This window comes from Pseudoduganella sp. LjRoot289 (assembly GCF_964252925.1).
In the GTDB taxonomy this organism is placed as follows: domain Bacteria; phylum Pseudomonadota; class Gammaproteobacteria; order Burkholderiales; family Burkholderiaceae_D; genus Rugamonas.
The window spans coordinates 5127894-5140526 of record NZ_CAXUPN020000001.1 but is presented as its reverse complement, the minus strand read 5'-3'; the positions used below and the strand labels follow the sequence as shown (position 1 = coordinate 5140526).

The window sequence follows — 12633 nt, the reverse complement described above, 5'->3', positions numbered from 1 at the left end:
CGTGCATAATAAGACCGTAAACATTTGTGTTTGGCAGAAACTAATGCAACTCGATATCCGTGCCCAAACCCTGCTCAAGGCGCTCGTTGAGCGCTACATCGCCGACGGCCAGCCGGTGGGCTCGCGCGCGCTGTCCAAGATTTCGGGGCTGGAGCTGTCCCCCGCCACCATCCGCAACATCATGGCCGACCTGGAGGAGATGGGCTACGTGTCCAGCCCGCACACCTCGGCCGGCCGCATCCCCACGCCGCGCGGCTACCGCATCTTCGTCGACACGCTGCTGACGGTGCAGCACATCGACGAAAGCTCGGTCGAGTCGCGCATGCGCCTGCCGAGCCAGCAGCCGCAAAAGCTGATCGCCAACGCGGCGCAGATGCTGTCCTCCCTGTCCCAGTTCGCCGGCGTGGTGATGGCGCCGCGCCGCGAGTCTGTGTTCCAGCAGATTGAATTCCTGCGCCTGTCGGAAAAGCGCATCCTGCTGGTCATCGTCAGTCCGTCGGGCGACGTGCAGAACCGCATGCTGCTGACCGACGTCGACTACACGCCGGCCCAGCTGGTCCAGTCGGCCAACTACATCAACCAGAATTACAGCGGCCTGGCGCTGGAGGAAGTGCGCGGGCGCATGCAGGGCGAGTTGCGCCAGTTGCAGAACGACATGGGCCGGTTGATGCAGGCGGCGGTCGAGGCGGGCAGCGAGGCGATGGCCGACAGCGCCGACGACATGGTCATCTCCGGCGAGCGCAACCTGCTGTCGGTGAGCGACTTGTCGTCCAACATGAGCTCGCTGCGCCAGATGTTCGACATGTTCGAGCAGAAGACCGGGCTGATGCAGTTGCTGGATGTGTCCAGCAAAGCGTCGGGCGTGCAGATCTACATCGGCGGCGAATCGAACCTGGTGCCGATGGACGACATGAGCGTGGTGACGGCGCCGTACGAGGCCAACGGCAAGATTGTCGGCACCCTGGGCGTGATCGGGCCGACGCGCATGGCCTACGAGCGGGTGATACCCATCGTGGACATCACCGCCAAGCTGCTGTCGAATGCACTGAGCAACCACTGAACCGGCGGGTTACGGCGTGCCGCCTAACCCGCCAGCCTCAGGGCTTGTGCGGGCAGGCGGTCTTGACGCAATTGCCGTAGATGGCCAGCGCATGCTCGGCGATCTTGAAGCCGCGCGCTTCGGCGATATTGTGCTGGCGCTGCTCGATTTCCTCGTCGAAGAACTCTTCCACGCGGCCGCAGTCCAGGCACACCAGGTGGTCGTGGTGCGAACCGGCGTTCAGTTCGAAGATGGCCTTGCCGGTCTCAAAGTGGTTGCGGTTCAGCAGGCCGGCTTGCTCGAACTGGGTCAGCACGCGGTAAACCGTTGCCAAGCCTACATCCATATTGTCCGCCAGCAGGATCTTGTAGACATCCTCCGCAGTCAGGTGGCGCACCGGGCTATTCTGGAAAATGTCGAGGATCTTCAGGCGCGGCAGAGTCGCTTTCAGGCCGCTTGCCTTCAGGTCTGTTGGGTTGTTGCTCATGTTTCTTACTCGTGTGTGGGACAATGTGCTTTATCATATAGTGTTTTGGCACTTCCGCTCAATCGATTTGAGGTCATTTATGCGCGTCACCAAGGCTACACCGCAGTCCATATTGCACAGTTTGAAGCGCCGCACGCCCCTGGTGGCGGGCGCGGTTTCCCTCGCGCTGGCCATGTCCGGCTGCGCTTCACTCAGCACGTTGGGCGAGAAAAAAGCCGACCTGAAAGCGGAAGACACCGCAGTCGTGGCCGGCAAGGGCGCGCAGGTCCGCTCCATTTCGCAGTTGCAGAAGTTCATGTGGTTCTTCTCGCCTTACCGTCCGGACATCCAGCAGGGCAACTTCATTTCGCAGGAAATGCTGCAGCAGCTGAAGCCGGGCATGACGCGCGACCAGGTCCGTTTCATCCTCGGCACCCCCTTGCTGATGGACATCTTCCACGCCGACCGCTGGGACTACCCGTTCCGTCTGGCGCGCGGCAATGGCGAGACCATCTCGAGCACCGTGGTGGTGTTCTTCAAGGAAGGCAAGGTCGACCGCTTCGAGGGCGGCAACCTGCCGACGGAGCAGGAATACATCGCGCTGATCGCCGGCCCGGCCAAGAACGCCAAGCAGGCGCTGAAGGAGCAGGACAAGCAGAAAGTCCTGCCCGGTACGCAGAACCCGCTGCCGGCCGGTACCGACAAGCCGGCACCGTCCGCCGTCGACATCGACATCAAGCCTAAAACCGAATCGAAGTAAGAAGGACCATCATGACTGAACTGAACATCGCAATCGCAGGCGCCGGCGGCCGCATGGGCCGCATGCTGGTGGAAGCCGTGCAGAACGCGCCCGACGCGCGCCTGGCCGGCGCGCTGGACGTGCCGGGTGCGCCCGGCCTGGGCCAGGACGCCGCCGCCTTCCTCGGCAAGCCGGCCGGCGTGGCCATCGAATCGGATCTGGCCAAGGGCCTGGCCGGTGCCCAGGTGCTGATCGACTTCACCCGCCCCGAAGGCACGCTGGAGCACGTGGCCTATTGCGCCGAGCACGGCATCAAACTGGTCATCGGCACCACCGGCTTCGACGAGGCCGGCAAGGCCGCCATCGCCGAGGCCGCCAAGAAGACCGCCATCGTGTTCGCGCCTAATATGAGCGTGGGCGTGAACGTCACGCTCAAGCTGCTGCAGATGGCCGCCAAGAACCTGAACGTGGGCTACGACATCGAGATCGTCGAAGCGCACCACCGCCACAAGGTGGACGCGCCGTCCGGCACCGCGCTGAAAATGGGCGAAGTGATCGCCGACGCGCTGGGCCGCGACCTGAAGGAATGCGCCGTCTACGCGCGCGAAGGCGTGACCGGTCCGCGCGACCCGTCCTCGATCGGCTTCGCCACCATCCGCGGCGGCGACATCATCGGCGACCACACCGTGCTGTTCGCGGCGGACGGCGAGCGCATCGAGATCAGCCACAAGTCCAGCAGCCGCGTCAGCTACGCCAACGGTTCGCTGCGCGCCGCGCGCTTCCTGGCCGACAAGACCGTGGGCCTGTACGACATGAATGACGTGCTGTCGCTGAACTGACGATGGACGACCTGGAGAACCACTTCAGCCTGGCGCGCTACTGGGCGCAGGGCGACGCGCTGAGCCACGCGGTGGCTTACGTGCTGCTGGCGATGTCGCTGGTGAGCTGGTACTTCATCCTGTCCAAGGCTTACGCCTCGTGGCGGGTGCGGCGCAGCGCCGACGCGGTCGACGCGTTCTGGACCGCGCCGACCATGGGCGACGGCGTCGCCGCGCTGACGGCGGCCGATCCGGAACGGATCTACCTGCCGCTCGCGCAGCAGGGCGCGGCGCAGCTGGACATCGTGCACAAGCGCACGCTGGCCGGCGAGATGGGCCATGCCGAGCAGGTCACGCGGGTGCTGCGCGGCGCCATCCACCGCTCCACCAACAAGCTGGAAAGCGGCTTGACCTTGCTGGCGTCGATCGGCTCCACCGCGCCCTTCGTCGGGCTGCTGGGCACCGTGTGGGGCATCTACCATGCGCTGTCGGCCGTATCGAGCGGCGGCACGGTGCAGATCGACAAGATCGCCGGCCCGGTCGGCGAAGCGCTCATCATGACCGGCATCGGCTTGATGGTGGCGATCCCGGCGGTGCTGGCCTACAATGGCTTCAACCGCGTCAACCGGCTCACGCTGTCCGAACTGGACGCGTTCGCGCACGACCTGCACGCCTACCTGACCACCGGCGACCGGGTGCGCCGGACCGGGACCTAGGACAGCGGCATGGCATTCGGCGCGTTCAACCACCACCGGCAGAAGGAAGCGATGTCCGACATCAACGTCACGCCCATGGTGGACGTGATGCTGGTGCTGCTGGTGATTTTCATCCTGGGCGCGCCCGCCTTCACCAGCGCCGTCAAGCTGGACTTGCCGAAGGCGCAGGCGGCCGCGCAGCAGCCGCCTGCGGCCATCGTGACGGTGGCCATCGACGGCGCCGGCAAGATCTACTGGAACAACGAGGCGGTCAGCCAGCCGGTGCTCGAACAGCGCTTGGGCGAGGCGGCCAAACTGGAACTGCAGCCCGAGCTGCAGCTGCGGGCCGACAAGGACACCCGCTACGAAATCGTGGCGCAAGTGATGGCGGCGGCGCAGACGCGCGGCCTGACCAAGATGGGTTTCGTCACGGACGACCCGAAGGATAAAAAATAATGGCTACCGCAGAACTGAACGGCGCAGCGATCAAGGATTTCGACAGCTTCCACGCCGAGTGCAAGGCCGCCTTCGGCTTCCCCGACACCTACGGCAACACGATGGACGCGTGGATAGACTGCATGAGCTATGTGCGCGACGAAGACGGCATGACCCGTTTCCATTTGAAGCCGAACGAAGTGCTGGAGATCGTCGTCAAGGACGCCGCCGCGATGAAGGCGGCCGTGCCCGACATCCTGGAAGAAATCACCTTCTGCGTCGGCGGCATTAACGAGCGCTACGAAGACTACGGCGAAAAGCCCGCCCTCAAGCTCACGCTGCGCTGATGCCCAGCGCGGCCTTCAAGTCGGCCAGCGTTATCATCAAGGTCATCGGATCCAACGGTGACACTTCAAAGCCGACACGCTGGTAGAACGATTTCGCCTCTTCATTGACGGCGTGGACCAGAAGGCCACGTATGCCTATCGTGTGGGCGGCCTGACACACGCGTTGACCCGCGTCGCGCAGCAGGGCACGGGCGATGCCCCGGCCTTGAAATTTTTGATCGACCGCTAGCCGCCCCAGCAGGACGACGGGAATCGGATCAGGCATATTGCGGCGGAATGCCCCCGGCGCTGAATCGCTTCCCACCGCGTAGGATGACAGCGAGTAGTAGGCGGCCACTTGCGGGCCTTCGCAAGCCACGTAAGTGCGCGATGCGCCGCTGGCCTGGTTGGCCGCGCGGCGCTTGAGCCATTGATCTAGACTTTCAACGCCACAGCTGAATGAGGAAACGTCGTGCTCGCCGGCTAACAGTGCCGGTGCGAGCATGCTCACTCCTTATCCCAAGGCGCGTCCGCTTGCATTGTTTTCAGCAAATGCTGATTTGGCTGTGGCGGCATGTCCAGCCGCGCCAGGAATTCGGCGTAGTTTTTTGGACCGGCGAGCATGACAGTCCGGTCGAGCAGGGCGTCTTCTGCCGCGCGGCGTGCGGCATCCAAAATGAAATCGGTGCGATTCTTGCCCTGTACCCTGGCGGCGCGGTCGATCAAATCCCGCTCTTCGGGCTTGATGCGTATATTCAGTGTGCTGCGTTTGTCCGGTGGCGCCATGGTGCCCTCCTTGCGTTGCAAAGAAGTATAGGCGGGCCATCGAAAGCTGCAATGACAATGTCATTGCAGCGCTGCCTCAGCCTTGTTCGCCGGGGGCGAGCGTCAGGACTTCGTAGCCGGTCTCGGTGACCACCACCATGTGTTCCCATTGCGCGGACAAGGAACGGTCGGCTGTGACGACGGTCCAGCCGTCCGGCATTTCGCGCGATTGCGGCTTGCCGGCGTTGATCATCGGCTCGATGGTGAACAGCATGCCGGTCTGCAGGACCATGCCGGCGCCGGGCTTGCCGTAGTGCCGCACCTCCGGCTCCTCGTGGTACACCAGGCCGATGCCGTGACCGCAATAGTCGCGCACGACGCTGAAACCGGCCGCCTCGGCCACGGTCTGGATCGCGTGGCCGACGTCGCCCAGGGTGGCGCCCGGCTTCACCGCGCGGATGCCCGCCCACATCGATTTGTAGGTCACGTCCACCAGGCGCTCGGCTTGCTTGCCGGGCTGGCCGACGTAATACATGCGGCTGGTGTCGCCGTGCCAGCCGTCCTTGATCACCGCCACGTCGATGTTGATGATGTCGCCGTCGCGCAGCACGCGCTTGGGCGAGGGGATGCCGTGGCAGATCACTTCATTGACCGAAGTGCAGACGGTGGCCGGGAAGCCGCCGTAGCCGACATTGGCCGGAATGACCTGCTGTTCCTTGACGATGTAGTCGTTGCAGATCTTGTCCAGGTATTCGGTGGTGACGCCGGCCTTTACATAGGGGCCTATCATGGTCAGCACGTCGGCCGCCAGCTGGGCCGCCACGCGCGCCTGGGCGATCTGGTCGGGGCTCTTGATGAGGATTTCGTCGCGCTTCTTACGCATGGTGCCTCCGTTCCGCGATGGGAGTGGTGGCGATGGCGTCGGCCAGGGTCGGGCCGTCCTGCGCGGAACGCAGCAGCATCTGGCAGATGTCGCTGTAGCGCAGGTCGGGATTGGTCTCGGCCAGCATGCCGATGCGCAGCCAGTGCTCGGCCTGCGCGTTGATGGAGCGGCTCAGCGCGCCGCTCGCGACGCGCAGGTTTTCATGCATTTGATCGGAAATTTTAACGATGCCCACGGTTTTGCTTTCATATATGGTTTGTATATGAAACGTATATTATCATGGACAGGGATTTAATGCATCAGCGCACGTCCTCGACCTTGAACAGCGGGTTGCAGATCAGGCCCAGCAGGTTGCCGAACGGGTCGGCCAGCTCGGCTACCTTGATGCCTTCGCCTACGTCCTGGATGTCGGCGTGCACCTTGGCGCCCAGCGCCGCGATGCGCGCCACCTCGTCTTCGATATTGTCCACGCCCCAATAGGCGCAGCAGCCGGCGCTGCCGGGCTCGCCGTCCGGAACCAGGCCCAGCTCGAAGCCGGCAATGGCGAAGCCGACGTAAAACGGCTGGTCGAAATAGGGCGCTGTGCCGAAGACCTCGCTGTACCAGGCTTTGGCCTTGGCCAGGTCGTTGACGGGGTATTTCACGGTACGCAATCCTTTGATCATGCTGTTCTCCTGGTTAAGTTGGCAAAGCAGCATCTTGCCATGGCGGCGGGCTGCGTGGCGATAGAGAACTATCTTGCAGCAGCCCGCCGCCACGGGCGGCTAGAGCCAGATGCGGATGTGGATTACCAGCCGAGATCCTTCAGCAGCGGCACCGTCAAGTCCTTGGGCGGCACCAGCGTCTTGGTCAGGTCCGAATTGATGCTCGGCTCCATCAGCAGGTTGGGCGACGCGGTCACGTCCCAGTGCGAGACCGAGGAACCGCCGACCAGCGGGTTCGGTGTGTACAGCAGCGGACGGCCGTAGCTGTCGGCGCCGGCGACGCGGGCCGGGTCGGCCGCCATGGTGGCCGTCACCACGCCCGGCTTGCCGCGCGTGCCGTAGGGAAGCGCCGCCGCCACCGCCGCCTTCAACGCGACGCCGTCGGCCATGGTGATGCCGGCCGAGGGGATGGTGACGGTGGCGTCGCTGCCGCCCGGCACCAGCGCGCCTGCCGCGTTGTTGGCCAGCAGTGCGCCGACCGCGCCGGCATCCTGCGCGTTCTTGACCTTGAGCGCGAAGGTGCAGCCGCCACGGCTGATGACGGGCACTTTGCCGAGCACGGCGGCGCGGTTGGCCGCATTGAAGGGATCGCAGCCAGGGCCGGCTTCGCCCGGCTGGGCCGCGATGACGGCCAGCGCGCCGAGCGTGCTCGGCGTGACGATGGCGCGGCCGAACGGCGAGGGGTTGAAGTCGTAGCTGCCCGCGCCGCCCGGTACCGGCGTGGCGGTCTTGACCACCGACAGCGGTTTCAGCAAGGTGGCGCCGGTGACGGCGTTCGTGCCGGTCCAGGCCAGCTTGAGCGGGTTGATGGCCGAGGCCTTGCGCTCGGCCGGCGTCATGTCGAGCCAGCGCTTCTGCGTGCTGTTGTCGTACATATAGGCTTCCCATACGCCGGGCAAGCCGGTGTCGCTCCAGGCGGTGCCGGCCGAATTGATGCGCTGGCCGGTCGAAGAATTCACGCCGGTGGCGGCGAAGCCCAGGCCGTGGCCTAGTTCGTGCAGCAGGGTGGCGACGAAGTTGACGTTGCTGCCGGCGTTGCCGTCCAGGCCGAGGTAGAACCTGTTGCCGGTCAGGCAGCCTGGGTTGCCGAGGTTGACGTTGAACTGGGTCTTGATGTCGACGTTGCCGAAGCCGGAGCCGTCGTCCGGCGTGCTGGCGCTCAGGTTGGTGCCGGCCAGCTTGTTGGCCAGCGCCTGCGGATACCAGGTGCCCGGCTTGCTGTTCGGGAAGTCATGCCAGATGTTCCATGCGGAGGCGCTGCCCAGCGTGGCCGAGCTCTCGGTGCAAGTGAGCGCCTCCCAGGCTGCGCTGACGGTGATCGTCACCGGACTGTCGAGGTTGGCTTCCCAGATGTCGGCCACGTGGCGGTACACATTCATGCGCTGCTGGCCCAGCGTGGTGCCCATATTGCCGCCGACTGGCTCGACCGGAGTCGGGTCGTTGAAGCCGACGCCGGGCGCGTCGCGGCTGGTGACGACGATGGAGGCGGCCGTGGCGCTGAAGCAGCCCAGCGCGCAGGCGGCGGCGATCAGCGTACGGGTAAATTGTGGCAGGGGGGATGGTTTGGTTCGCATGCCTTACTCCGCGGTCGCTTTGGTGGTGTGGATGTGGCCGGCTTTGTGTATGCCTTCGGCGGCGTCGTGCGAGTCGACGCATTGCGCCGCCAGCTTGCCGTCGGGGCCGCGCACCATGACTGCGGAGCTGACGAATTCATCGGTCAAGCGGGCACCCCGGGCGCCGCTGGCGTGGAACTTCTGCATCGGCGGCGGCGGCGCGGCGCGCTGCACGCGGGCGTTGGCGCTGGACTTCTTCTTCAGGGCCGCGTGTTCCTCGGCGGTGGGCGCGCGCAGCTTGCCGGACTCGGCATCGCGCACGACGGTGATGTCGTCGCTGGCACCGATGCCGGTTTCCAGTGCGGCTAGGCTCTCGGTCTGGGGCTGGGCTTGGGTTTGGGCTTGGGCGGACGGCGGCACGGCGGTGGCGCCCAGCAGCGCCAGGGTGGCGCCGGCGGCGCGCAGCAGGCGCTGGCTGGTGTGTTTATTCTTGGACATGGCTTTCTCCTGGTTTGTTTTTATAACGACGCGATGCGCTTCAGATTGCACGGCGGCGGCGGGCTGCCAGCAGTCCCAGCGCGCCGGCGCCGAACAGCAGCGCGGTGGCCGGTTCGGGTATGGCGGCCACCTCGAACGAGTCGATGCCGATGTAGTTGGCGTTGTCGGCCGGGCCGGTGTAGTTGATGGCGAAGCGTGCGTTGCCGGCAGTGTTCAGGAAGCTGAAGGTGTACTGCGCCCAGCCGTCGGTCTGCGCGGTGAAGGTCGCCTGCTGCACGAAGTCGGCGATGGCGCTGCCGCCGTTGCTGATGCCCACGGCAACCTGGTCGCTATAGCCTTGGGCCGCGTCGCCGCGCAGCCAGAAGGAGACCGTGGCGCCCATGCCGATGTTCAGCGCGAATTCCGGGCTGATCAGCCAGTTGTCGAGCGTGCCGCCGGCGGCCGCGTTGTTATAGTTGGCGGCGGCATAGCTGTCGGGCGCGCCGTTTTGCGCGCTGAAAATGCCTTGGTCGCCTTGATACCAGCCGGTGATGCCGCCAGGCGTACTGGCGTTGGTGCTGACCCAGCCGCTGCCGGATAGGCTGGCGACGTTGTCGAACGATTGCTGCAGCAGCACGCCCGCGTGGGCGGACATGGCAGCGCCCGACAGCAACAGGGCACAGAGGGGTTTCTTGATCATGCGGTACTGCCTCCAGAACAGGTAGCGGCACGCTTGTGGCATGCCTACGGTGGATGAGCGCCTGAGGCTTTGAGAAATAAATGTAGATACTTCTCAACTTTGCCCAGACGGCAGCATGAAGCACAATTCATACCATCTGCTTGATTAAATGCCAACTGTTTGATTTAATTAGTTAAATATAAATGTTGAAAATTCATATTTGCCGGAGTTGTCAAAAAGTGTAAAGTTTTTCGACACTTTTTCGGGAGCCGGAGGGAGCTCGGGCGGGCGCGGCGCGGGGGCTGCGCGAGCGGCCGCGGCCGCTCTGTGCTACGGCGCGGCGTGAACCAGTATAATGACCGGTTCATATCCTTTTTTTCCATTGGCCGCACACATCATGCAAGATAAATATAGTCCCGCCGACGTCGAACAAGCCGCCCAATCCCACTGGAAGGCGATCGACGCCTATAAAGCAGTCGAGCACGATCCGCGCTTCCCGAAGGGCAAGTACTACGCTTGCTCCATGCTGCCTTACCCTTCCGGCAAGCTGCACATGGGCCACGTGCGCAACTATACGATCAACGACGTGATGTACCGCTACCTGCGCATGAACGGCTACAACGTGCTCATGCCGATGGGCTGGGACGCGTTCGGCATGCCCGCCGAGAACGCGGCTATGGCCAACAACGTGCCGCCGGCGCAGTGGACCTATTCCAACATCGCCCACATGCGCGAGCAGATGGAATCCATGGGCCTGGCCATCGACTGGTCGCGCGAGATGACCGCCTGCAAGCCCGAGTACTACAAGTGGAACCAGTGGATGTTCCTCAAGATGCTGGAAAAAGGCATCATCTACCAGAAGACCGGCACCGTGAACTGGGACCCGGTAGACCAGACCGTGCTGGCCAACGAGCAGGTGGTCGACGGCCGCGGCTGGCGCTCGGGCGCGCTGATCGAAAAGCGCGAAATCCCGATGTACTACGCCCGCATCACCGACTACGCGGACGAGCTGCTGGACTATGTCGACACCAAGCTGCCGGGCTGGCCCGAGCGCGTGCGCACCATGCAGACCAACTGGATCGGCAAATCGACCGGCGTGCGCTTCGCCTTCCCGCACCAGATCAAGGGCGCCGATGGCGCGCTGATCCAGGACGGCAAGATGTACGTCTTCACCACCCGTCCGGACACCATCATGGGCGTGACCTTCTGCGCCGTGGCTGCCGAGCACCCGCTGGCCGCGCACGCCGCGCAGAACAACCCTGAACTGCAAGCCTTCATCGCCGAGTGCAAGATGGGCTCCGTGATCGAAGCCGACATGGCGACGATGGAGAAGAAGGGCATGTCGACCGGCCTGTTCGTCAGCCATCCGCTGACCGGCGAGCAGGTCGAGGTCTGGATCGGCAACTATGTGCTGATCACCTACGGCGACGGCGCCGTGATGGGCGTGCCTGGCCACGACGAGCGCGATTTCGCCTTCGCCAACAAATACCAACTGCCGATCAAGCAGGTCATTACCACCGCCCCCAAGCCGGCGTTCTCCAGCACCGAATGGCAGGACTGGTATGGCGACAAGGACGCGGCTATCGTCGTCAATTCGGGCAAGTACGACGGCCTGGGCTATGCCGCCGCCGTCGACGCCGTGGCGGCCGACATGGCAGCCAAGGGCCTGGGCGAGAAGAAGATCACCTTCCGCCTGCGCGACTGGGGCATCTCGCGCCAGCGCTACTGGGGCACGCCTATCCCGATGATCCACTGCGGCGATTGCGGCCCGGTGCCGGTGCCTGAACAAGACCTGCCTGTCGTGCTGCCGGAAGACTGCGTGCCGGACGGCACCGGCAACCCGCTGAACAAGTACGAGGCTTTCCTGAAGTGCGACTGTCCGAAGTGCGGCAAGCCTGCGCGCCGCGAAACCGACACCATGGACACCTTCGTCGATTCGTCGTGGTACTACATGCGCTATACCTCGCCGGGCGCGAGCACCATGGTCGACGAGCGCACCGACTACTGGATGCCGATGGACCAGTACATCGGCGGCATCGAGCACGCCGTGATGCACCTGCTGTACGCGCGCTTCTGGACCAAGATCATGCGCGACTTCGGCCTGGTCAAGTTCGACGAGCCCTTCGTCAACCTGCTGACGCAGGGCATGGTGCTCAACGAAACCTACTACCGCGAAGACGCGGCGGGCAAGAAGACCTGGTACAACCCGGCCGACATCAACCTGACCACCGACGACAAGGGCCGCCCGCAAAGCGCGCTGCTGCGTGAGGACGGCCTGCCGGTCCACATCGGCGGCACCGAGAAGATGTCGAAGTCGAAGAACAACGGCATCGACCCGGCCGCGCAGATCGGCCAGTACGGCGCGGACACCGCGCGCCTGTTCACCATGTTCGCCTCGCCGCCGGAGCAGACGCTGGAGTGGTCCGACAGCGGCGTGGAGGGCGCCAGCCGCTTCCTGCGCCGCGTGTGGGCCTACGGCTACGCGCAGAAGGGCCGCATCGAAGCGGCCGGCGCCACCGTCGCCGCCACCGCGTCGACCGACGCGCAGAAAACCCTGCGCCGCGAACTGCACAAGATCCTGCAGCAGGCCGACTACGACCTGAAGCGCATCCAGTACAACACCGTGGTGTCGGCCTGCATGAAGATGCTGAATACGATGGAATCGGCCAAGCTGGAAGACGGGGCGGCCGGTGACAACAGCGCGGACAGCGTGATCTCCGAAGGCTTTGCCATCTTCCTGCGCCTGCTGAACCCCGTGGCGCCGCACATCACCCACGTGCTGTGGCAGGAGCTGGGCTACGGCAAGGCGCTGGGCGACATCCTGAACGCGCCGTGGCCGCAGGTCGACGCGGCCGCGCTGGAACAGTCCGAGATCGAGATGATGATCCAGGTTAACGGCAAGCTGCGCGGCTCGGTCAAGGTGGCCAAGGGCGCCGACAAGGCCGCCATCGAAGCGGCCGCGCTGGCCGAGGAAAGCGTGCAGAAGTTCATTGAAGGCACGCCGAAAAAGGTCATCGTGGTGCCGGGCAAACTCGTCAACATCGTGGTGTAAAA

At 64.4% G+C, this 12633-nt stretch carries 16 protein-coding genes; 7 read left to right on the top strand and 9 right to left on the bottom strand.

Annotated elements, in window-relative coordinates; all coding sequences use genetic code 11:
• The first annotated feature begins 43 nt into the window (after positions 1-43).
• The gene (gene hrcA, locus ACSQ8Y_RS22100; RefSeq protein WP_436268572.1) at positions 44-1060 is read left to right on the top strand and encodes a heat-inducible transcriptional repressor HrcA; all 1017 of its coding nucleotides are present in this window, start codon (positions 44-46) and stop codon (positions 1058-1060) included.
• Positions 1061-1097: 37 nt separating this feature from the next.
• Here the strand turns inward: hrcA and fur are convergent, their stop codons facing one another.
• Complete coding sequence (gene fur / locus ACSQ8Y_RS22095; RefSeq protein WP_436268571.1) at positions 1098-1526, bottom strand: ferric iron uptake transcriptional regulator; 429 nt, start codon at positions 1524-1526, stop codon at positions 1098-1100.
• 79 nt (positions 1527-1605) lie between these two features.
• Between fur and ACSQ8Y_RS22090 the strand changes: the two genes are divergently transcribed.
• The 5 genes from ACSQ8Y_RS22090 to ACSQ8Y_RS22070 are packed head-to-tail and all read left to right on the top strand — an operon-like array spanning position 1606 to position 4539.
• A complete protein-coding gene (locus ACSQ8Y_RS22090) occupies positions 1606-2265 on the top strand; it encodes an outer membrane protein assembly factor BamE (protein WP_436268570.1) in 660 nt (219 codons plus the stop codon).
• 11 nt (positions 2266-2276) lie between these two features.
• The gene (gene dapB, locus ACSQ8Y_RS22085) at positions 2277-3083 is read left to right on the top strand and encodes a 4-hydroxy-tetrahydrodipicolinate reductase (protein ID WP_436268569.1); all 807 of its coding nucleotides are present in this window, start codon (positions 2277-2279) and stop codon (positions 3081-3083) included.
• Positions 3084-3085: 2 nt separating this feature from the next.
• On the top strand, positions 3086-3778 hold the full coding sequence (locus tag ACSQ8Y_RS22080) for a MotA/TolQ/ExbB proton channel family protein (protein WP_436268568.1): 693 nt from the start codon (positions 3086-3088) through the stop codon (positions 3776-3778).
• Between the two features lie 9 nt (positions 3779-3787).
• Positions 3788-4213 (top strand): ExbD/TolR family protein, encoded by a 426-nt coding sequence (locus ACSQ8Y_RS22075; protein ID WP_436268567.1) that lies wholly within the window; start codon positions 3788-3790, stop codon positions 4211-4213.
• Positions 4213-4539: a barstar family protein gene (locus ACSQ8Y_RS22070; protein ID WP_436268566.1), complete on the top strand. Its 327-nt coding sequence runs from the start codon at positions 4213-4215 to the stop codon at positions 4537-4539. The genes ACSQ8Y_RS22075 and ACSQ8Y_RS22070 overlap by 1 nt, the downstream gene beginning before the upstream one ends.
• On the opposite strand, the gene ACSQ8Y_RS22065 is transcribed toward ACSQ8Y_RS22070, so the two are convergent.
• The 8 genes from ACSQ8Y_RS22065 to ACSQ8Y_RS22030 form a co-directional block, all read right to left on the bottom strand.
• A complete protein-coding gene (locus ACSQ8Y_RS22065; RefSeq protein WP_436268565.1) occupies positions 4526-5023 on the bottom strand; it encodes a GNAT family N-acetyltransferase in 498 nt (165 codons plus the stop codon). The two genes, ACSQ8Y_RS22070 and ACSQ8Y_RS22065, sit on opposite strands and share 14 nt — an antisense overlap.
• 2 nt (positions 5024-5025) lie before the next feature.
• Positions 5026-5304 (bottom strand): DUF1778 domain-containing protein, encoded by a 279-nt coding sequence (locus tag ACSQ8Y_RS22060; RefSeq protein ID WP_436268564.1) that lies wholly within the window; start codon positions 5302-5304, stop codon positions 5026-5028.
• Between the two features lie 76 nt (positions 5305-5380).
• On the bottom strand, positions 5381-6166 hold the full coding sequence (gene map / locus ACSQ8Y_RS22055; RefSeq protein WP_436268563.1) for a type I methionyl aminopeptidase: 786 nt from the start codon (positions 6164-6166) through the stop codon (positions 5381-5383).
• A complete protein-coding gene (locus ACSQ8Y_RS22050) occupies positions 6159-6401 on the bottom strand; it encodes a ParD-like family protein (RefSeq protein ID WP_436268562.1) in 243 nt (80 codons plus the stop codon). The genes map and ACSQ8Y_RS22050 overlap by 8 nt, the downstream gene beginning before the upstream one ends.
• 64 nt (positions 6402-6465) lie before the next feature.
• Complete coding sequence (locus tag ACSQ8Y_RS22045; RefSeq protein ID WP_436268561.1) at positions 6466-6831, bottom strand: VOC family protein; 366 nt, start codon at positions 6829-6831, stop codon at positions 6466-6468.
• Positions 6832-6953: 122 nt separating this feature from the next.
• The gene (locus tag ACSQ8Y_RS22040; RefSeq protein ID WP_436268560.1) at positions 6954-8444 is read right to left on the bottom strand and encodes a PA domain-containing protein; all 1491 of its coding nucleotides are present in this window, start codon (positions 8442-8444) and stop codon (positions 6954-6956) included.
• A gap of 3 nt (positions 8445-8447) precedes the next feature.
• Positions 8448-8921 (bottom strand): post-PEP-CTERM-1 domain-containing protein, encoded by a 474-nt coding sequence (locus ACSQ8Y_RS22035; RefSeq protein WP_436268559.1) that lies wholly within the window; start codon positions 8919-8921, stop codon positions 8448-8450.
• A gap of 40 nt (positions 8922-8961) precedes the next feature.
• Positions 8962-9600 carry a choice-of-anchor J domain-containing protein gene (locus ACSQ8Y_RS22030; protein ID WP_436268558.1) on the bottom strand — a complete coding sequence of 213 codons (639 nt, stop codon included), beginning with the start codon at positions 9598-9600 and terminating at the stop codon, positions 8962-8964.
• Positions 9601-9976: 376 nt separating this feature from the next.
• On the opposite strand from ACSQ8Y_RS22030, the gene leuS reads away from it, so the two are divergent.
• The gene (gene leuS / locus ACSQ8Y_RS22025; protein WP_436268557.1) at positions 9977-12631 is read left to right on the top strand and encodes a leucine--tRNA ligase; all 2655 of its coding nucleotides are present in this window, start codon (positions 9977-9979) and stop codon (positions 12629-12631) included.
• Positions 12632-12633: the final 2 nt, after the last annotated feature.

Bases quoted from the DNA above. Each gene is read 5' to 3' on its own strand.
- dapB (WP_436268569.1), top strand. From the start codon at position 2,277: ATGACTGAACTGAACATCGCAATCGCAGGCGCCGGCGGCCGCATGGGC.
- ACSQ8Y_RS22030 (WP_436268558.1), bottom strand. From the start codon at position 9,600: ATGATCAAGAAACCCCTCTGTGCCCTGTTGCTGTCGGGCGCTGCCATG.
- ACSQ8Y_RS22065 (WP_436268565.1), bottom strand. From the start codon at position 5,023: ATGCTCGCACCGGCACTGTTAGCCGGCGAGCACGACGTTTCCTCATTC.
- ACSQ8Y_RS22035 (WP_436268559.1), bottom strand. From the start codon at position 8,921: ATGTCCAAGAATAAACACACCAGCCAGCGCCTGCTGCGCGCCGCCGGC.
- ACSQ8Y_RS22070 (WP_436268566.1), top strand. From the start codon at position 4,213: ATGGCTACCGCAGAACTGAACGGCGCAGCGATCAAGGATTTCGACAGC.
- ACSQ8Y_RS22080 (WP_436268568.1), top strand. From the start codon at position 3,086: ATGGACGACCTGGAGAACCACTTCAGCCTGGCGCGCTACTGGGCGCAG.
- ACSQ8Y_RS22090 (WP_436268570.1), top strand. From the start codon at position 1,606: ATGCGCGTCACCAAGGCTACACCGCAGTCCATATTGCACAGTTTGAAG.
- ACSQ8Y_RS22045 (WP_436268561.1), bottom strand. From the start codon at position 6,831: ATGATCAAAGGATTGCGTACCGTGAAATACCCCGTCAACGACCTGGCC.
- map (WP_436268563.1), bottom strand. From the start codon at position 6,166: ATGCGTAAGAAGCGCGACGAAATCCTCATCAAGAGCCCCGACCAGATC.
- hrcA (WP_436268572.1), top strand. From the start codon at position 44: ATGCAACTCGATATCCGTGCCCAAACCCTGCTCAAGGCGCTCGTTGAG.
- leuS (WP_436268557.1), top strand. From the start codon at position 9,977: ATGCAAGATAAATATAGTCCCGCCGACGTCGAACAAGCCGCCCAATCC.
- ACSQ8Y_RS22060 (WP_436268564.1), bottom strand. From the start codon at position 5,304: ATGGCGCCACCGGACAAACGCAGCACACTGAATATACGCATCAAGCCC.
- fur (WP_436268571.1), bottom strand. From the start codon at position 1,526: ATGAGCAACAACCCAACAGACCTGAAGGCAAGCGGCCTGAAAGCGACT.
- ACSQ8Y_RS22040 (WP_436268560.1), bottom strand. From the start codon at position 8,444: ATGCGAACCAAACCATCCCCCCTGCCACAATTTACCCGTACGCTGATC.
- ACSQ8Y_RS22075 (WP_436268567.1), top strand. From the start codon at position 3,788: ATGGCATTCGGCGCGTTCAACCACCACCGGCAGAAGGAAGCGATGTCC.